18 protein-coding genes are annotated in these 19,199 nt (G+C 65.6%); 10 read left to right on the forward strand and 8 right to left on the reverse strand.

Annotated features, from left to right (window positions below; genetic code table 11):
* Positions 1-113 precede the first annotated feature (113 nt).
* Positions 114-548: an SRPBCC family protein gene (locus tag J1M81_RS23100; protein ID WP_206498947.1), complete on the forward strand. Its 435-nt coding sequence runs from the start codon at positions 114-116 to the stop codon at positions 546-548.
* On the opposite strand, the gene J1M81_RS23105 is transcribed toward J1M81_RS23100, so the two are convergent.
* On the reverse strand, positions 545-1,195 hold the full coding sequence (locus tag J1M81_RS23105; protein ID WP_206498924.1) for a hypothetical protein: 651 nt from the start codon (positions 1,193-1,195) through the stop codon (positions 545-547). The genes J1M81_RS23100 and J1M81_RS23105 overlap by 4 nt on opposite strands.
* Positions 1,196-1,327: 132 nt before the next feature.
* On the opposite strand from J1M81_RS23105, the gene J1M81_RS23110 reads away from it, so the two are divergent.
* From J1M81_RS23110 to J1M81_RS23120, 3 genes are all read left to right on the forward strand, one after another.
* Positions 1,328-1,666, forward strand: coding sequence for a YbaB/EbfC family nucleoid-associated protein (locus tag J1M81_RS23110; protein ID WP_027494533.1), 339 nt, complete (start codon positions 1,328-1,330; stop codon positions 1,664-1,666).
* Positions 1,667-1,675: 9 nt separating this feature from the next.
* Complete coding sequence (gene recR, locus J1M81_RS23115) at positions 1,676-2,284, forward strand: recombination mediator RecR (RefSeq protein WP_027494532.1); 609 nt, start codon at positions 1,676-1,678, stop codon at positions 2,282-2,284.
* A gap of 126 nt (positions 2,285-2,410) precedes the next feature.
* Entirely contained in the window at positions 2,411-3,418 is a 1,008-nt protein-coding gene (locus tag J1M81_RS23120) for a type IV toxin-antitoxin system AbiEi family antitoxin domain-containing protein (protein WP_206498925.1), read from the forward strand.
* Between the two features lie 32 nt (positions 3,419-3,450).
* On the opposite strand, the gene J1M81_RS23125 is transcribed toward J1M81_RS23120, so the two are convergent.
* The 3 genes from J1M81_RS23125 to J1M81_RS23135 all read right to left on the reverse strand — a co-directional run bounded on the left by J1M81_RS23125 (position 3,451) and on the right by J1M81_RS23135 (position 6,431).
* On the reverse strand, positions 3,451-4,161 hold the full coding sequence (locus J1M81_RS23125; protein WP_206498926.1) for a type 1 glutamine amidotransferase: 711 nt from the start codon (positions 4,159-4,161) through the stop codon (positions 3,451-3,453).
* On the reverse strand, positions 4,154-5,416 hold the full coding sequence (locus J1M81_RS23130) for a Mur ligase family protein (protein ID WP_032388126.1): 1,263 nt from the start codon (positions 5,414-5,416) through the stop codon (positions 4,154-4,156). The genes J1M81_RS23125 and J1M81_RS23130 overlap by 8 nt, the downstream gene beginning before the upstream one ends.
* A gap of 118 nt (positions 5,417-5,534) precedes the next feature.
* Positions 5,535-6,431 (reverse strand): EamA family transporter, encoded by an 897-nt coding sequence (locus J1M81_RS23135; protein WP_032387967.1) that lies wholly within the window; start codon positions 6,429-6,431, stop codon positions 5,535-5,537.
* Between the two features lie 72 nt (positions 6,432-6,503).
* Here J1M81_RS23135 and J1M81_RS23140 point away from each other — a divergent pair, with 72 nt between their 5' ends.
* Positions 6,504-7,415, forward strand: coding sequence for a LysR family transcriptional regulator (locus tag J1M81_RS23140; protein ID WP_032384094.1), 912 nt, complete (start codon positions 6,504-6,506; stop codon positions 7,413-7,415).
* On the opposite strand, the gene J1M81_RS23145 is transcribed toward J1M81_RS23140, so the two are convergent.
* The 3 genes from J1M81_RS23145 to J1M81_RS26725 all read right to left on the reverse strand — a co-directional run bounded on the left by J1M81_RS23145 (position 7,384) and on the right by J1M81_RS26725 (position 11,622).
* Positions 7,384-7,761 carry an SHOCT domain-containing protein gene (locus J1M81_RS23145; RefSeq protein ID WP_057472559.1) on the reverse strand — a complete coding sequence of 126 codons (378 nt, stop codon included), beginning with the start codon at positions 7,759-7,761 and terminating at the stop codon, positions 7,384-7,386. The genes J1M81_RS23140 and J1M81_RS23145 overlap by 32 nt on opposite strands.
* A 208-nt stretch (positions 7,762-7,969) precedes the next feature.
* The gene (gene leuA, locus J1M81_RS23150) at positions 7,970-9,781 is read right to left on the reverse strand and encodes a 2-isopropylmalate synthase (protein WP_032364570.1); all 1,812 of its coding nucleotides are present in this window, start codon (positions 9,779-9,781) and stop codon (positions 7,970-7,972) included.
* Positions 9,782-9,933: 152 nt separating this feature from the next.
* On the reverse strand, positions 9,934-11,622 hold the full coding sequence (locus J1M81_RS26725; RefSeq protein WP_204847039.1) for an FUSC family protein: 1,689 nt from the start codon (positions 11,620-11,622) through the stop codon (positions 9,934-9,936).
* 136 nt (positions 11,623-11,758) lie between these two features.
* Here J1M81_RS26725 and J1M81_RS23160 point away from each other — a divergent pair, with 136 nt between their 5' ends.
* Positions 11,759-13,024 carry an aspartate kinase gene (locus J1M81_RS23160; RefSeq protein WP_027494523.1) on the forward strand — a complete coding sequence of 422 codons (1,266 nt, stop codon included), beginning with the start codon at positions 11,759-11,761 and terminating at the stop codon, positions 13,022-13,024.
* A gap of 2 nt (positions 13,025-13,026) precedes the next feature.
* Entirely contained in the window at positions 13,027-14,049 is a 1,023-nt protein-coding gene (locus J1M81_RS23165; RefSeq protein ID WP_027494522.1) for an aspartate-semialdehyde dehydrogenase, read from the forward strand.
* Positions 14,050-14,098: 49 nt separating this feature from the next.
* On the opposite strand, the gene J1M81_RS23170 is transcribed toward J1M81_RS23165, so the two are convergent.
* Entirely contained in the window at positions 14,099-15,169 is a 1,071-nt protein-coding gene (locus tag J1M81_RS23170; protein ID WP_206498927.1) for an ABC transporter ATP-binding protein, read from the reverse strand.
* 117 nt (positions 15,170-15,286) lie between these two features.
* Between J1M81_RS23170 and J1M81_RS23175 the strand changes: the two genes are divergently transcribed.
* The 3 genes from J1M81_RS23175 to J1M81_RS23185 all read left to right on the forward strand — a co-directional run.
* Complete coding sequence (locus J1M81_RS23175; protein ID WP_206498928.1) at positions 15,287-17,104, forward strand: multicopper oxidase family protein; 1,818 nt, start codon at positions 15,287-15,289, stop codon at positions 17,102-17,104.
* Positions 17,105-17,252: 148 nt separating this feature from the next.
* Positions 17,253-17,654 (forward strand): DUF6855 family protein, encoded by a 402-nt coding sequence (locus tag J1M81_RS23180; protein WP_032385994.1) that lies wholly within the window; start codon positions 17,253-17,255, stop codon positions 17,652-17,654.
* A gap of 48 nt (positions 17,655-17,702) precedes the next feature.
* The coding region (locus tag J1M81_RS23185) for a DUF222 domain-containing protein (RefSeq protein ID WP_308051303.1) at positions 17,703-19,199 on the forward strand (1,497 nt) is incomplete at its 3' end.

Genomic DNA, 19,199 nt, shown 5'->3' on the forward strand with positions numbered 1-19,199 from the left:
AACTTATCGGATGTGAACCACCTCACACACCCTCGGCGGCAGTGCCGACATCGGGAGCGACGCGAGGCAGGATGGAGAACGCAACCCCAATCGACTCGAAGGAGAACGTTCTCGTGGCTCAGGTCAGCGCATCCAGTTCCGCCACCATCGCCACCACACCCGATCAGGTGCTCGCCGCGCTCGCCGACTACGAAACCGTGCGGCCCCGCATCCTTCCCGAGCAGTATCGCGACTACCGGGTGGTGCGGGGCGGACAAGGCGACGGCACCGTGGCCGAATGGACCCTGCAGGCCACCGAGAAGCGAGTGCGCAACGTGAGCGCCTCCGTCACGGTCTCCGGCTCGACCATCACCGAACGCGACGCCAACTCCTCCATGGTCACCACCTGGACCGTCGCCCCCGAAGGCAACGGCACCGTCGTCACCACGACGACCGAGTGGACGGGTGCCGGAGGAATCGGCGGATTCTTCGAGAAGACGTTCGCGCCCCTCGGATTGAAGAAGATCCAGGCCGCGACCCTCGACAACCTGCGCCGCGAGTTGATCTAGACCCGCTCGAAATCCGGCTCTTCGATCAACGCCAACGTGCCGACCACCACGGTGCGCATCGACCACAGAAACATCCCATCGGGTCCACGGTCGATCGTGTCGTAGGCCCCCGGCAGGGTGTCGAGGTCGGTGCGCGCCGCTATCGCGTCGTCGTACTCACGGTCGCGGCGATCGGCGTTGTACACCATCTGCGCCAACGCCAGTGCATGTTCGCTGACGGTGATGACGGCCCACGTCGCCTGCTTGGAAGTCAGTTCGTACCGCACTCGATATCGGGTCTGCACGGTGTCGGCCATCCGAAGGGCGTCGATGGAACTGGGAGTCAGTCCGATCAGATACTCGGCGATGCCCGGGTTCTCGAGTACGAGCACCCGCAACGCGGACGAGAGTCCCAGCAACGCGTCGTGCATCGACTCGTCGTCTCCGGGGAGCGGCGGCGACCACCGGCGCAGGATCTCCTCGGCGACCAGGGCCTTGAGCGCGGCCGGGCCGTCGATGTTGTTGTAGATCGCGACGATCGATACGCCCAGCGCGTCGGCGACCGACTTCACCGTCACCTTGGGCAGCGTCAGGGCGATGCCTGCCTCTGCCATGGTTTCGGGAGTCACTCGGCGCTTGCGAGGGGTCGAGCTCGCCGGCGCGTTCATGCCCTCAGGCTACGTGGGGTCAGAACTGACGGAACGTCAGCCGAGTGTCGAACCCGATCGTGCGGTCGAACGTCGTCCGACACCGTGCGACTACGCTGGAGCTCGCTTCGACCCACGCGAGAGGACGGCACAGTGCAACCCGGTGAACAGCCCGACATGGCCTCGATTCTGCAGCAGGCTCAGCAGATGCAGCAGCAACTGATGGCGGCACAGGCGGAGATCGCCGAAACCGAGGTCACCGGCCAGGCCGGCGGCGGACTCGTCGTCGCGACCGTCAAGGGAACGGGCGAAGTGGTCGGACTGACCATCGACCCCAAGATCGTCGATCCCGACGACGTCGAGACACTGCAGGACCTGGTGATCGGTGCCATCGCCGACGCGTCGAAGGCAGCGCAGAACGTAGCGAGCGAGAAGCTCGGCCCCCTCGCAGGCGGTCTCGGCGGCGGCTCCCTCGGACTACCCGGCTTCTAGGCGAGACGAGTGTACGAAGGTCCCGTACAGGATCTGATCGACGAGCTGGGAAAGTTCCCCGGAGTCGGTCCGAAGAGCGCTCAGCGCATAGCGTTTCACCTCCTGGCCGTCGAGCCGCCCGAGGTCGATCGCCTCATGCGCGCGCTGCAGCGCATCCGCGACGGCGTGCAGTTCTGCATCGTCTGCGGGACCGTATCGGACAAGGAACTGTGCCGAATCTGCGCCGACTCCCGACGTGACAGGTCCATGATCTGCGTCGTCGAAGAGCCCAAAGACGTTCAGGCCGTGGAACGTACGCGCGAATTCAAAGGCCGATACCACGTACTCGGCGGAGCGCTCGACCCACTCAACGGAGTGGGCCCCGACCAGCTGCGCATCCGAGAGTTGTTGACCCGCGTGGGAACTCAGGACGACGGCGTCGACGTCACCGAGGTCATCATCGCCACCGACCCCAACACCGAGGGCGAAGCAACGGCTACGTACCTCGTGCGGATGATGCGCGATTTCCCCGGTCTCGCCATCACCCGTCTCGCCTCCGGCCTGCCGATGGGCGGAGACCTCGAATTCGCCGACGAACTGACACTCGGCCGAGCTCTCACCGGTAGGCGTCGTATGTGAGAGCGGCTTCGCCGCACGTGCGTGGAAGTTCGTAGCAGGGGTCGAGCTTCCACTCACGACCCTTTCTATCCACAGCCTGTGGATAGATTCTGACGCGGTCACCGTAAACCGGCCATCCTGAGGTACATGAGGACGAGACCGGCGGGTGCCTGGCAGCGACTACTGGACGATCAGCACGGAATCATCACCACGAAACAAATGCACGAGAACGGGGTCAACAAGGACTCCATCGACCACTGTGTGGAAACCGGGCAGTGGCTCCGGGTGTTTCGCGGAGTCATATCGGTGACCAACGGACCGCTGACTCGTGAGATGCAGCTGTCGGCGGCATTGTTGTTCGCGGGCCGGGGAGCGTTGCTCAGCCACACCACCGCCGCTGAGGAGTGGGGGTGGCGTCGGGTCAGTTCTGGGCCGGTTCATCTCACCGTTCCCTACGGGTGCTCGGCAATCAGCAGGCCGCCGACAATGCGACACGCCAAGCAGAACTTCACGTCGGAGAGCAATGAACAAATTCATCCCGGCGTGATCGTGCACCGTTCCCGAGCCATGAGCCACATCGGCGTCGAGACGAATCCGGCGCGAACGAGCGCTGCCGACACGGTGCTAGATCTAACAGTCGCGGAACCGTCGTCGAGGCAGGCGGTGATCACGCTGGTTTCAGCGATGTCATCGGGCGGCGTGAACGTCGCGGCAATGACGCGCAAGATCGAGGTCCGACGGCCGATGCGCTACCTGAGGGCGATTCTGCACACATTGGCTCTCATGCGCGACGGGGTCCATTCTGCGCTCGAGCACCGCTACGTGCTCGATGTCGAACAGGCGCACGGACTTCCGGCCGGGAAGCGACAGGCACCGGTCTTCGTCGACGGCCGTCAGCTCTTCGAGGACATTCGTTACGAAATATGCGACCTCATCATCAGGCTGGACGGCCAGGCTTTCCACTCCGCCAAGCAACGGCGTTTTCGCGATCGACGACGCGACAATGCCGCGGAGCTACGAAACCTGCCGCGGCTGATGTACGGCTGGCACGAAGTGACCGAAGACCCGTGCGGTGTGTACCGCGAAGTCCGCGAGGTGCTGGTCAGAGAGGGATGGAACGACGCGTCGTACCCCTGTGAACGGTGCACGTCGTGAGTGGAAAATCGTAGTGGGCTACGAAGTTTCACTCACGTGCGGCGGAGCCGCTCCTTGCGGAGTTGCGTGACCTCGGGGAGGTCGAGGGGAGCGAGGGTGGTGCCCAGCGCCCGTTCGAGTAGGTAGTCCGCCAACTCCGGGTTTCGGGCGAGTACCGGCCCGTGCATGTAGGTGCCCAGCACCGAACCCTGCACGACGCCTTCACGTCCGTCGCCGACACCGTTACCCACCCCGTGCGTGACCTTGGCGAGTGGTGCCGCGTCTAGACCGAGTGTCGTTCCGCCGCGGTGGTTCTCGAATCCACTGAGCTTCTGGGTGAGACCGTCGAGCGTGGGTTCGGTGACGACTTCACCGATGGATCGGGTGGCCTGGGGCGCGGTGGTCACGTCGAAGAGGGAGATACCGTCGACGCGTTCGCCTGCGGAGGTCTCGTACCAGTGCCCGAGCACCTGGATCGCGGCGCAGATAGCGAGTACCGGCACACCGCGAGCAGCTGCGTTCTGCAGGCCCGGGTATCGGGTGAGGTGACGCGTCGCGAGGCGCTGAGCCGAATCCTCTGCTCCACCAAGGGTGTACACGTCCAACGAATCCGGGACCGGATCGTTGAGCGTGATGTGCACGACCTCGGCGTCGATGTCTCGCATCCGCAGTCGCTGGCGGAGAACGAGGGCGTTGCCGTTGTCGCCGTAGGTGCCCATGACGTCGGGCAGAACGAGGCCGATGCGAACGGTGGACTCAGACATCCTTGGTCTCCCGTGCCAGTGCGCGACCGAGATCGCGGAACGCGGTGTAGTTGGCCAGCACTTCGACGCGTCCCGGCGGGCAGGATGCGATGGCCTGCAACGGATCTGCGATGGTGGTGTGCTGCGAACCGGCATACAGCAGGCGGACGCCCAGGTCGGTCGCGCGTTCACCGGCCGCGACGACAGCGACGTCCTCGAAGTGCTCGAAACGCACGTCCCACAGCCACGACAGGTCTTCACCGTCGGGAACCTGCCCGTTGACGGCGATGACGAGACCGTCGCACGTGGGGTCGATCATCGACAGCGCTTCCTGCCATCCGGCCGGATTCTTGGCCAGAAGCATTCGGACGGAATGCGATCCGTACTGGACGGTGGAATAGCGTCCGGCCACCTCGTCGACTCCCGATGCCGCTGCCACGGCGTCGGCAGGCGATGCGCCGAGAGTGACGGCTGCGGCCACGGCCTGAGCTGCGTTGCCGCGGTTGGCCTTTCCCGGCAGCGCCAATGTCATCGGTAGAACGAGCCCATCGGGGCCGTAGAGATTCTCGTCGTCGAGCCACCAATCCGGCGTCGGACGCTTGAAATCGCTTCCGGTGCTGTACCAGTGCTCGCCGTCCCAGACGATGGGTTCGCCGGTACGCGGGCAGCTGACGGAGTCGCCGGCCCAGCCGCCGCCCGCGGCGACCCACACGACGTTCGGCGCATCGAATGCCGCCGAGGTGACGAGGACGTCGTCGCAGTTGGCAATGACGACGGTGTCGGGATGACGGGCCAACCCGGCGCGCAGGGCTCGCTCGATCATGTTGATCTCGCCGACACGGTCGAGCTGGTCGCGACTGAGATTCAGCAGCACGATCGCCGCGGGATCGACGGCGTCGGATACGTGGGGGACGTGGAGTTCGTCGACCTCCAGGGCCGCCAGCTCCGCGTCGAAATGAGCGTGCAATGCCGCGACGATGCCGGCATCCATGTTGGCTCCGTCGGCCTGGGTGGCGACGTCGCCGAGAGTGGCCAATGCTGCGGCCGTCATCCGCGTCGTGGTGGATTTGCCGTTGGTGCCGGTGACGATGACGGTGCGTCGCCCACGGCCAAGGCCGCCCAGAATGGTCGGATCGATCTTGAGCGCGACCAGACCACCGATCATCGAGCCCTTGCCTCGGCCCGCCTTGCGGGACGCCCACGTCGCCAGCTCCGCCGCGCGTAATGCCACGCGGCCACGGGCGCCGATACGTCTGCGCTCACCCAGTTCAGCCATCCGCCGAGTCTGGCACAGAAGAGCGTGCAGTTTCACGTCGACGCTTGCTACCCCTCGCTCATTCCGCAGGCCCCACTCCCGCTACCCCTGGGTCATTCCGCAGGCTCCACTCCCGCCCTCATACCGGTACTTTCTCCAGAACTGGGGCAGGCTTCCTGGCCGCCATTCCGCCCAGGCAGCCGCCGATGACGATCGCTCCGCCGAGCAGGGCCAACAGCGACGGGGTTTCGTCGAGGAACGCCCAGGCACCCGCGATACCGACGACGGGAACCAGCAGCGAGAACGGTGCGACGAGACCGGCCGGGTTGCGGCTCATCAGGATGCTCCACAGGCCGCTGCCCACGATCGTGGCGGGAATCACGATGTACGCCAACGCGACCAGACCGGGCCAGCCCTGCGATCCGAACGAGTCGGCCAGCGCGTGCCAGCCCGTGCTCGGGCCCTCGACGACCGCCGACAGCGCCAACATCGGCACCGGCGGTACGACGGTCATCCACAGCATCAGTGTCATCGGGGAGTCGGATTTGGCCAGTCGGTTTCCGAGATTGCCGAAGGCCCAGCCCAGACCGGCGAGCAGGGTGAGGACGACAGGAAGCAGGGTGGCGTTCTGGGCCCGATCCCACCCGATGAGAACCATGCCGAGGACGGCCACGCCGATGCCGATCGCCTGCCTGCGGCTCACGTGTTCGCGTAGCAGCAGCGCGCCGAGAACGACGGTGAACGGGGCCGACGACTGCAGCACGAGCGACGCCAATCCCGTGGGCATGCCTGCCGCCATCGCCGCGAACAGGAAGGCGAACTGCAGGAAACCGAAGCCGAAGCCGTAGAGCAACAACCATTTCAGGGGCACCTTCGGTCGCGGAACGAACATCACGACCGGAACTGCGATGACCAGAAAGCGCAGTGCCGCGAAGAAGAAGGGCGGAAAGTGGTCGAGCCCGACGCGGATGGCGAGGAAGTTCAGTCCCCACAGAACGGCGACAGTCAGTCCGAGGAGGCGGTCGCGTGTGGTCATGCCATTTATCGTGACGGGTGCAAACAATCAGCACAATCGAATATATCCGCACCAACAGTTAAGATTTTCTGTATGAATGTGGAGCGGCTCCGGATCCTTGCTGAGCTTGCCGACCGCGGGACCGTTGCATCGGTCGCCGAGGCGATGTCGATGACTCCGTCGGCGGTGTCTCAACAGCTCAAGTTGCTGGCGCGCGAGGCCGGCGTGACATTGCTCGAACCGGACGGGCGCCGGCTGCGCCTCACCGACGCCGGGCGGGCACTGGTACTCAGAACCGACGAGGTTCTCGCTGCCCTCGCCCGCGCCACAGCAGAAATGGATCGTTATCGAGCGTCTCCGCGGGGACGCGTCCGAGTTGCCCTGTTCCCGTCGGGTGCGGCACTGCTGCTGCCCGGGGTCCTGACGCGGTTGGCGGACTCGGACGTCGACATCGATGCGCGCGACGAGGACCTGCCCGCCTCCTCGGTGCCCGAGCTACTCGCCGATTACGACGTGGTGCTCACCCACCGAGACGACAGGGCTCCGTCGACGGCGGGTCCACGGATCGAGGTGACGACCCTGATGCGCGAGCCCATCGATCTGGTGTTGCCTCTCGATCACGCACTGGCGCAGCAAGGCTCGATCGATCTGCGGGACTTGATCGACGAGCGGTGGATCAGCGTTCGCGGCGGTTTTCCGGTCGACGACGTGTTGCTTTCCGTGGCCTCGGTGACCGGAGTTCAGCCGCGAGTTGTCCAACGCATCAACGACTTTCGAGTGACCGAAACACTCGTCGCGGCCGGGCACGGAGTGGCGTTGATGCCGCGCTACGCCGTTGTGCATCCGGGCCTGGTACGTCGAGAGCTCGCCGGCGTTCGAGCCGGGCGAATCTACGAACTCGCGACGAGGACGGATGCGCGGCGACTACCCGCGATCGCCGCTGTGCTCGATGCGTTCGGAGCGGAAGCGACGTTCAGGACAGCGCTTTGGCCTTCAGCGTCGTGAACTCGTCCTGATCGATGGTTCCGTTGTCCAGCAACGCCTTTGCGTGTGCGATCTCTTCGGACGCAGATCGACCGGCGACGTGCTTGATGTACTCCTCCTGCTGGTCCTGTGCGTGCTGCAGGGCGGCAACCTGACGCTTGGCGATGTTGCTGCCGTTCACGATGAGGTAGACCAGCGCGGTGAGGAACGGCGCAACGATGAGGAAGAGCACCCACAGGGCTTTGACGAACCCGGATGTCTTGTGGTCCCGAAAAAGATCTCCGATGATCGAGAACATCACCATGAGGTAGGCCACGAAGGCGAACCCGACGATGAGAAGCCAAAGAAAATCCCAGAAAGAATCCATGGCGAACTTCCATTCTCCAAGGTGCCCCGACGGCTGATTCAGTGTGGCATTTGCGGCACCCCGTGCACACGGGTCTTTGGTCCCTTTCGTCGACCGGAAATCCCAGTGAGCCCCACGTCGACCGCGCCCGCTTTCGTTTCGTGAGGGCTCGACAACGCAACACGCCGCCCACCCCGAAAGGTGAGCGGCGTGTCGTCGAGCAGCGAAGTTACTTCAGCGCGCGGTTCACGGCCGAGACCACGGCACGCAGTGACGCGGTGGTGATCGAGGTCGCGATGCCGACGCCCCAGACTGTGGTGGCGACACCTGCAGGCGAGGTGACCGAGGCTTCGACGTAGGCGGCGGCCTGGGCGTCGTCGCCTGCGGACAGTGCGTGCTCGGAGTAGTCGAGGACGCTGACGTCGTAACCGATGGTGGACAGCGCGTCGACGAACGAGGCGAGGGGCCCGTTGCCGGAGCCGGAGATTTCCTGCTCGACGCCGTCGACCTTGACCGTGGCGGTGATGGTGTCGGTTCCGCCGTCGATCTCGGCAGCCTGTACCGACTGCTTGATGCGCTCGAGCGGACGGATCGGCGTCAGGTACTCCTCGGCGAAGACGTCCCACATCTCCTTCGGCGAGACCTCGCCGCCCTCACCGTCGGTGATGCGCTGGACTGCCTGGGAGAACTCGATCTGCAGGCGACGCGGCAGGTTCAGCCCGTGATCGGACTTCATGATGTACGCGACGCCGCCCTTGCCGGACTGCGAGTTGACACGGATGACGGCCTCGTAGGTGCGGCCGACATCCTTGGGGTCGATGGGCAGGTACGGCACCTGCCAGGTGATGTCGCCGATGTCCGAACCCTGTTCGTCTGCCGTGACCTTCATGGCATCGAGGCCCTTGTTGATCGCGTCCTGATGGCTGCCCGAGAACGCGGTGTACACCAGATCACCGCCGTACGGATGACGCTCGGCGACGGGCAGCTGGTTGCAGTACTCGACCGTGCGGCGAATCTCGTCGATGTTGGAGAAGTCGATCTGCGGATCGACGCCGCGAGTGAACAGATTCAGGCCGAGCGTGACCAGGCAGACGTTGCCGGTGCGCTCACCGTTGCCGAACAGGCATCCCTCGATGCGATCGGCACCGGCCTGGTAGCCGAGTTCGGCTGCGGCAACACCGGTTCCGCGGTCGTTGTGCGGGTGCAGAGACAGCACGATGCTGTCGCGGCGATCGAGGTTGCGGCTCATCCACTCGATCGAGTCGGCGTAGACGTTCGGCGTCGCCATCTCGACGGTGGCCGGCAGGTTCAGGATCAGAGGCTTCTCGGGCGTCGGGTCGATGACAGCGGTGACCGCGTCGCACACCTCTTTGGCGTAGCTGAGTTCGGTGCCGGTGTAGGACTCGGGGGAGTACTCGTAGCGCCAGTCGGTATCGGGGAACTTGGCCGCTTCTTCGAGTACCTTGCGAGCACCGTCGGTCGCGATCTTCTTGATGACGTCACGATCGGCCCGGAACACCACTTTGCGCTGCAGGATCGACGTCGAGTTGTAGAAGTGCACGATGACGCTGCGAGCGCCCTCGCACGCGACGAACGTGCGCTCGATCAGTTCGGGACGGCACTGCGTCAGAACCTGGATGGTGACGTCGTCGGGAATCGCGCCGTCCTCGATGATCTCGCGGACGAAGTCGAAGTCGGTCTGGCTGGCGGACGGGAAGCCGACCTCGATCTGCTTGTAGCCCATGCGGACCAGCAGGTCGAACATCCGGCGCTTGCGCGCGGGGCTCATCGGATCGATCAGCGCCTGGTTGCCGTCACGCAGATCGACTGCACACCACTGCGGCGTCCGGTCGATGATCTTGTCCGGCCACGTGCGGTCGGGGAGGGTGACGGGCTCCACTTCCTCGGCGAACGGCCGATAACGGAACGTGGGCATCGAGGAGTTCTTCTGGGTGTTCCACGCAGGCTGGTCGCTGGGCGCGGGCCGTGAGGGAGGGGTGATGGTGCGGGATCCCGAGGTGAATGCGTCGGCTGGTGACATGGTCTTCGTCTCTCCGTACAGATCAGAGCAATGGTGTTCGACCGGCGCAACGAACCCCGCGACGGGAAGCCAGTCTGGTCTCAGACCCCGTCGCGGCTGTTAAGAAGGAGAGCTCGCAGCATGGGGTGAGTGTACTACCGCAGACCGACCGCCTACCCCAGGGTTCGGGAGTCGAATTTTCCGGTCACGGTGTCGTGCCTGCGCTGCCACTGATCGATGTCGTTCGGTCGTCCGACATCGTCCGCGGTCCAACACCGTGCGAGCAGTTCGTATCCGAGATGATCGACCTCTGCATGCCTGTCCCACATCCGATGCGCCCAGCGGCGATCGTTGTGCGCCGCTTCGGCTCCCGCGAGCGCGGCACCGACCAGCTCGAACTGGATATCTCGTCGTAGCTCCATAGTGGCGGCCGCCGAAGCGTTTTCGCTTCGGAGGACCGTCAACAATCGGTCGGTCAACTCCAGAACCCGCCGATCGGACCACAGCAGCGCGCGCCGAAAAGCGCCCGGTAACAACAACCACAGCGCCGCGAAGGCAAGGGCGACACCCACCGCGGTCTCCACCACCCGATCGACGACGATGCCGCCGAGCGGAGCGCCCGGATGCGAGATGGTGCCCATCAGCAACGCGAGTGGGGTGATGAACGTGACGGCGAGACCGTAATTGCGCGCAACACTGATCTCGATCGCGAACTGCAACACCATCAACACCACGATCACCGCGAGACCGGTCAGCGGCGAAAGATAGATCGCCGAGAACAGCACCACTCCGGCCAGCGTTCCGCCGAGCCTCTGCATGCCGCGGTACGTCCCGTGCACACGATCCGGCCCCTGCTGGAGCACCAGGACCGCGCCGAGGATCGCCCAATCCGGCCTGCTCAAACCCATCGCCACACTGATCCCGCCGGCACCTGCCGCCGCGCAGAACACCCGGATCGCCGTCGACGCTGCGTGCGAATCTCGATGCAACGACCGCTTCAACCGATACTTGATGCCCGGACGCGCCAGCGGCAGCTGATCTCGTGGCGATTCGACCTCATTCTCGGGATCTGGCACGGTACCGGCGCGTGCCCTCGTGGCAGCCGCAAAAGCGAGATGGGCGTCGAACAGGGTCTGTACCAGCGCGGGGCGCGAGGTCCCGCGCGTCGACCCGGCCTCGTACACCGCGGCCCACGCCCCATGCAGCCGCGAGGCGGCGGTGTGCCGATCGACGACGGACGCCGTCGGCGATGCCGTGTACTTCTCGATCGCCGTCACGGCCGCACCGACGGCCGCCCGTTCGGGACCCCTCGGGTCACGCACCACCCCGGACATCGCGACCACCAGCGCCGACGCCACCCCGATCGCCGCACACACGGCACCGCGGGTCGCGCTGATGTCGGCGGCAGGGAGGTACGACGCCACCGCGCACACCAGCACGAAGAAGAAGGCTCCGGGCGGGCCGAGTCGCAGCGCTGCCACGACGTAGACCGCGACGAGAGCGAGAACGGACAACACGGTCACCGGGATCATCCGCGCCCACCCGGTCTCGCCGAAGTCGAGGGCGAGCCGACCGGCCGTCGCGCCCAGCCACACCGAGGCCACCAGGGCGGCCCCTGCGGTCAGCACCACCCACCACCGCGATCGGTAGGGACGGCCCTCGCCGTAGATCACCGCGAAACTGCCCGAGACCACCAGCAGTGCCTCGGTGTGGAAGCCGAGCAGCCACGCCAGGATCGCCGGAACACCGAACGCCAGCGCCGAACGCAGTCCACCGGGCCAGCGCCGGCCGACGGCGGGGAGCCCGAAGAGCACCTTCAGGCCTCGAGCCGGCGGTGGTGGGAGATGTTCGGGAACGGTCACTCGAACATGTTAAGGCAGGCGAGAGGCCCTAAAGTCCCAGCTCGGAGCTACCCGGCCCACTGCTCGGGGCATTCGCTCGGTAAGGTGACCCGCGGACAATCGAACGATTGTCGGCTATCCAGCGGAGGTAAAACGCGTGGCTCTCATCGTCCAGAAGTACGGTGGATCGTCGGTGGGGACCGCCGAACGTATCCGACGCGTCGCTGAACGAATCGTCGAGACCAAGAAGGCGGGCAACGACGTTGTCGTCGTCGTATCGGCGATGGGCGACACCACCGACGAACTGCTCGACCTGGCACAGCAGGTGTGCCCGGCCCCGCCCGCTCGCGAGATGGACATGCTGCTCACCTCGGGTGAACGCATCTCCAACGCACTGGTCGCGATGGCCATCCACTCGCTCGGCGCCGAGGCACGGTCGTTCACCGGTTCCCAGGCAGGCGTCGTCACCACCAGCGTGCACGGCAACGCCAAGATCATCGACGTCACCCCCGGCCGCGTCCGCAGCGCACTCGACGAGGGCTCGATCGTGCTCGTCGCCGGCTTCCAGGGCGTCAGCCAGGACAGCAAGGACGTCACGACGCTCGGTCGTGGTGGGTCCGACACCACCGCCGTCGCGCTCGCCGCGGCCCTGAACGCCGACGTCTGCGAGATCTACACCGACGTCGACGGCATCTTCACCGCAGACCCGCGCATCGTCCCCAACGCTCGCCACCTCGAGACGGTCTCGTTCGAGGAGATGCTCGAAATGGCAGCCTGCGGCGCGAAGGTGCTCATGCTGCGCTGCGTCGAATATGCCCGTCGTTACAACGTTCCCGTTCACGTGCGCTCGTCGTACACCACCAAACCCGGAACGATCGTCTCCGGATCTATGGAGGACATTCCAGTGGAAGAAGCAATTCTCACCGGCGTCGCACACGATCGCAGCGAGGCGAAGGTCACCGTCGTCGGTCTGCCCGACACACCGGGCTACGCCGCCAAGGTCTTTCGCGCCGTGGCCGACTCCGAGATCAACATCGACATGGTGTTGCAGAACGTCTCCAAGATCGACACCGGCAAGACCGACATCACCTTCACCTGCCCCAAGGCCGACGGCCCGACGGCAGTGGAGAAGCTCACCAAGCTGCAGGCCGATATCGGCTTCGCGCAGGTGCTCTACGACGACCACATCGGCAAGGTCTCGCTCGTCGGTGCCGGTATGAAGAGCCACCCCGGCGTCACCGCGACGTTCTGTGAGGCCCTCGCCGACGCCGGCATCAACATCGATCTCATCAGCACCTCCGAAATCCGTATCTCGGTGCTGTGCAGCGACACTCAGCTCGACGACGCCGTGCGCGCACTGCACGCCGCCTTCGATCTCGGCGGCGACGAAGAAGCCGTCGTGCACGCAGGAACAGGACGATAGCCATGACCACAGTTGCAGTCGTAGGAGCCACCGGCCAGGTCGGTGCCGTCATGCGAACCCTGTTGGAGGAGCGCAACTTCCCCGCCGACACCGTTCGATTCTTCGCCTCCGCACGCTCGGCGGGCAAGAAGCTGCCGTTCCGCGGCGAGGAGATCATCGTCGAGGACGCGTCCACCGCGGACCTCACCGGTATCGACATCGCTCTGTTCTCGGCCGGTGCCACGCTTTCGCGTGAGCAGGCACCGCGATTCGCCGCCGCAGGTGCCACCGTCATCGACAACTCGTCGGCGTTCCGCAAGGACTCCGATGTGCCGCTGGTGGTCAGCGAGGTCAACCCCGAGGCCGCGAAGAACCCGCCCCGCGGCATCATCGCCAACCCGAACTGCACCACCATGGCCGCCATGCCGGTGCTCAAGGTGCTGCACGACGAAGCCGGCCTGCAGCGGTTGATCGTCTCGAGTTACCAGGCGGTGTCCGGTAGCGGCCTCGCCGGCGTCGACGAGCTCGCCACGCAGGCACGCGCCGTCATCGACGACGTCGAAAAACTGGTGCACGACGGTTCGTCGGTCGATTTCCCCGCCCCGAACAAGTACGTCGCGCCCATCGCGTTCAACGTCCTGCCGCTGGCCGGCGCGTTGGTCGACGACGGATCCGGCGAGACCGACGAGGACCAGAAGCTGCGCAACGAATCGCGCAAGATCCTCGGACTGCCCGACCTGCTGGTCAGCGGAACGTGCGTGCGCGTTCCGGTGTTCACCGGGCACTCGCTGTCGATCAACGCCGAGTTCGCTTCACCGCTGTCGGTGGAACGCGCTCGTGAACTGCTCGCCTCCGCACCGGGTGTCTCGCTGGTCGACGTGCCGACCCCGCTGGAAGCCGCAGGCAAGGACGACTCCCTCGTCGGCCGCATCCGCCAGGATCCGGGCGTCCCCGAGGGCCGCGGACTCGCGCTGTTCGTCTCGGGCGACAACCTGCGTAAGGGTGCCGCACTCAACACCATTCAGATCGCCGAGCTCCTGGTCTGAGGTCGTACGCGTTGTGCGTCCCCAGGGGTACGCACAACGCGCACGACGGTCAGTTCAGGCGGTGACCTTCGGCGGAGGCGTCGAAGATGTGCGCATGGGCCTCGTCGATGCGGACGTGAACACGGTCGCCCTTCTCGGGCGGGCTGCGCCAATCGGCACGAGCGACAATGGTTTCGGTCCGGCCGTTGATGTCCGCGCGGCCGAACACGAAGGCCTCGGAACCGAGCTCTTCGACGACGTCGATCTCGAGAGCTATTCCGCTGCTCGCGATCTCGATGTGCTCGGGACGAATGCCGAACATCACCTCGGTGGCGGAACCGAGGGTCTGACGTGGGACCGGGACTACCTGATCGGCCAGGCTGACGCCGCCGTCGGCGACCGGAGCGCGGAACAAATTCATCGACGGTGAGCCCATGAACCCGGCGACGAATGCGTTGACCGGGGTTCGGTAGAGCTCACGCGGGGTGGCGCACTGTTGCAGCACACCACCTTTCAGGACGGCGACGCGATCACCCATCGTCATGGCCTCGACCTGATCGTGCGTGACGTACACCGTCGTCGTGCCGAGTCGGCGCTGCAACTGAGCGATCTGCGTCCGCGTCTGAACCCTCAGTTTGGCGTCGAGATTGGACAGCGGCTCGTCCATCAAAAACACCTGGGGCTGCCGAACGATGGCGCGGCCCATGGCAACTCGCTGCCGCTGGCCGCCGGAGAGCGCCTTGGGCTTGCGGTCAAGGTACGGCTCGAGGTCGAGCAGCTTCGCGGCCTCCTCGACGCGAGTGCGAATGTCCTCCTTGTTCGCCTTCGCCAGCTTGAGCGCGAACCCCATGTTCTCCGCGACGGTCATGTGGGGGTACAGCGCGTAGTTCTGGAACACCATCGCGATGTCGCGATCCTTGGGTTCGGAATTGGTGACGTCCTTGCCGCCGATGAGGATGCGTCCCGAGTTGACCTCCTCGAGCCCGGCGAGCATCCGGAGCGACGTCGACTTGCCGCACCCGGAGGGGCCGACCAGAACGAGGAACTCACCGTCCTCGATGTGCAGATCGAGCTCGTTCACCGCGGGGGTGTCGGAGCCGGGAAAAAGCCTGGTCGTGCGCTCGAAAGAGATTGTTGCCATGACGAAATAGATCCCTCCACCGGCAGGAACGTGCCGGACGATCCGAGTGTGGGGTGACGGCGGGAGCCGACCAGCACATAGTATGGGCCCCATCACAACCAGGAGGAAGGTGGCCGGGTGAGCGGCTCCGTGTCCAGACGCACCGCCCTACGTGGGCTGGCGGCGGCCGCAGTGGCAGCCGGAGCAGCAGCGATACCCGTGGCGTCGACGACGCGTCGAGCACTGGCCGACGACTTCCTCCGCGGGCAGAGCCCACTGCTGTTCCATTCGCCGCCGCTGACGCCGTTCCGTGACGAGCTACCGCGGTTGCCGCTGATCAGCGGTACCGAGATCTCCCTGGACGCGCACAGCGCCACCCACTCGTTCCACGCCGATCTCAGGCCCGCGCCTACGTTCGGCTACGGCCAGTGCGACTACCTCGGGCCCACCATCGAATCGCAGCAGGGCCAGCCGTGGACGCTGAAGTACTCCAACACCACCGCAGGCAACCCACTCGCCGCCGACGTAGACACCTCGCTGCACGGCATGAGCGAGATGGATCGCACGATGACGCCGACGGCACTGCACCTGCACGGTGCCGTCACCGAACCCGCGAGCGACGGGCACTCCGAGATGCTGGTGCGCCCGGGTGAGTCGATGACGCACAACTTCTCGGGTCTGAACGACGCCGCCGGACTCTGGTACCACGACCACGCCATGTCCATGACACGTATCAACGTGTACGCGGGCCTGCTCGGGATGAACCTCGTCCGTGATCGGTGGGACACCGGCACATCCGACAACGCCCTCGGTCTGCCCTCGGGCGAATTCGAGTTGCCGTTGGTGCTGCAGGAAAAGATCATGAATCCAGACGGCAGCATGAGTATCCGCTCCAATATCACTGTGCCGCAGGGTAAGTGGGAGGGCGGCGGTACCGGCGACGTCGGCGTCGTCAACGGCAAGATCTGGCCGACGATGGAAGTGGCCCGGGGCATGTACCGGCTGCGGCTCGTCAACGCCGGGTCGTACAGCGTGTGGAACCTCTTCTTCACCAACAAGTTACGATTCTGGGTCATCGGAAACGACGGTGGATTGCTCGACGCACCGGTGGAGACCACCAGCATCCGGCTCGCGCCCGCCGAGCGTGCCGACATCCTCGTCGACTTCGGAGCCGTCGAGGCAGGTGCCCTCGTCGAGCTGCTGAACGACGAGCCTCCGCCCGCGCAGGCCGCGTCCCTCGGAGCCGTCCCGATGCCGATGTTCTGCCAGTTCCGCGTCGCGTCCGCGGCGGGATTCCGGGGTGGCATGCCGTCGTTGCTGCGCGGGGGAAAGGGGCAGCCGGATCTGTTGCCCGCGTTGCCGACACCCACCTTCACGCGCACCGTTACCGTCAACCAGCCCTCCGGTGGGCTGAACCTCGACATGACGCTGATGAACTTGAACAACCTGCGGTACTCCGACCCGGACATCGAGATGCCCAAGCAGGGCACCGTGGAGATGTGGAACATCGTCAACACGACGGTGGAGCCGCACCCAATTCACCTGCACCTGGCGCACTTCCGGACGCTGGGGCGAATTCCCATCGACCTCGCGGCGTACCAACGCGACTTCCCCCGGCCGACGTTCGGCACCAAATGGGCTCCGCCGGTGGAGAAGTTCCTCACCGGACCCTCGGTGCCGCCGGCCACCTGGGAAGCCGGGTGGAAAGACACCGTCAACACGTACCCGGGCACCGTTACCCAGATCCTCGTTCGATTCCCGACGGCCGACGAACTCGGCTTCGATCCCGACGCCACGTTCGCGGGACCGGCCGCACACCACGGCGGTCACGACATGAGCGGTCACGACATGCCGGCTGCGGGTCCGTCCGAACTGCAGGGGTACATGTGGCACTGCCACATGCTCGACCACGAGGACCACGAAATGATGCTGCGGTACCGCACCGTCGCTCCGTGACGCACGACCCCGAACCTGTCCCGGGTCGAGAGTTGGTTGTATTCGCCGTCAGGTCGGCCCACACTGACCGTGCCGTGTAAGGCAATCACCGTGCTCGGTCGGTCTTTCTGCCCGTCGGCTGACTGCGACGACTGAACGGACCCAGGCCATGACCAGCGGAACGAAATCCGACCCGTGGGCTCTCACCACCGCCCCCGGCACCTCGGCGTACACCATGTACCGTGATCCCGACCACGAGCCACCTGCCCTCGTGTGCCAGGTGGGGTCGACGACTCTTCGATACCGCATCGAGGCAATCGAAGACCTGCACGGTTGGCTCACCGAACGTGGCGACTGGGTATTGCTCGGTGCCGCTGACGAGAAGAAGCCGGCTGCGCCGGACACGGTCGAAGCGTGGGGGCGTTCGCCCGACAATCCGGTCGGTGGTTGGTACGGGCTCAGGAACGGATACCGCGGCCGCTTCGGCATGTATCTGCCACCGCTGCTCGAAGAGCTCGGCCTGGCCGAGCTGACCCACAATGCGCGGAACAACAGCATGCGCGCGCTGTAGCGGAGTCATCGAAAAAGTCTGTCGGTGGGTGGGTATAGCTTTCGTGGGGTGAAGACATGGGGGGATGTGTTCGGGCTCGGGGACCAGGAGTTGGTCTCCGAGCTTGCTGACGTCATCTCACTCGAAAACGCTCTCGCCGCACAGAGATTGACGTTGCTCGCCGAGATCGACCGACGTGGCTTGGCGATGAAACTCGGGCACTCGTCCGTCACCCGCTGGTACGCCCGATCGATACGGATCACCGACGGATCCGCCGCCCGCCAGAACGCACTGGGGTACTGGCTGTTCGATCACCCCACGGTGCTCGACGCCCTCGCCGATGGTCGCATCCATGCCGCGCACGCCGCCGCCATCGCCGAGGGATACGACGTCGTTCTGGTGGCCGACCCGACGTTGGATCAGGTCCGCCGCGAAGGAATTGTCGACGAATTGCTCGACACCGCGATGCGCAGCACCGCCGGCCAGGTGACCTCCCGCGCGCAGGCTTTGGCGCATGCGGCCGCGGACGACGCCCGAGCGCGACACGCGAAAGCCGAGAAGCAACGCCGAGAGCAGGAACAGCGGGAACAGGAGCGTCGCGCCGCCGACACCGCCACGTCCTCCGACCGACACGGCGAACCGACACCGGATCCGGAACCGCCTGCGCCCGAGCCTGTTCCACCGACGCCTGCACCGCGACCGGTGTCGGAGAACCTAGACCTGAACCGATTCGACCTGCACCCCCTGGCCAACGGCCGCTTTCAGTTCGGCGGCGACATGGACCGGTTGCTCGCCGAGAAGCTTCTCACCGCTCTGTCGCCGTTGACGGCACCGCGGCCAGGTCCCGGCGGGGAGCGCGACCCGCGGAGTCCGTCGAAGCGCCGGGCCGATGCGCTCGATCAGATTCTCGACCGACACCTACGCGGCGGCACCCGCGGGTCGGCGGGCGGGTCGCGGGCGTCGGTGCACCTGATCGTTCCCCTGCGGGACTTGCTCGCCCACGGCGGCAACAAGCAAACGGGCAGCACCGCAACCGAATCGGGCGACACCGGTACGGGCGCGGGGAGCTCCTCGAACGGCGGCGACAGCAACGGCTCGCGTCCGCATGGAGTGGCTCGAGGGGATATCGCTGCTCACGGCGAAGCGGCATCCGGATGTGATGGTGCCGGGCAGAAGTCTGTCCCCAAGCCGGGCGACGCGGACTGGCCGTTCCACCTCGACTGGACCGGGCCCATCAGTCGCTTCCTCGCCGAGCTGGTCACCTGCGACGCCGACCTGACCCCCGTCATCGTCGACCACCACGGCGTACCACTCGCGCTCGGACGAACCACCAGACTCGCCAGCGACGACCAACGCATCGCCCTGACCATCCGCGACACCTGCTGCGTCATGTGCGGGCGCCCCGCCCAGTGGTGCCAAGCCCACCACATCAGATTCTGGGAACACGGCGGCCCCACCGACATCGACAACCTCGCGCTCGTCTGCGGAGAATGCCACCGCCTCGTCCACCACGGCGACTGGCAGCTGCTGATGGGCGACGACGGACACCCCTACCCGATCCCACCC

Origin of the sequence: Rhodococcus sp. KRD175, assembly GCF_017168275.1 — a bacterium.
GTDB lineage: Bacteria > Actinomycetota > Actinomycetes > Mycobacteriales > Mycobacteriaceae > Rhodococcoides > Rhodococcoides fascians.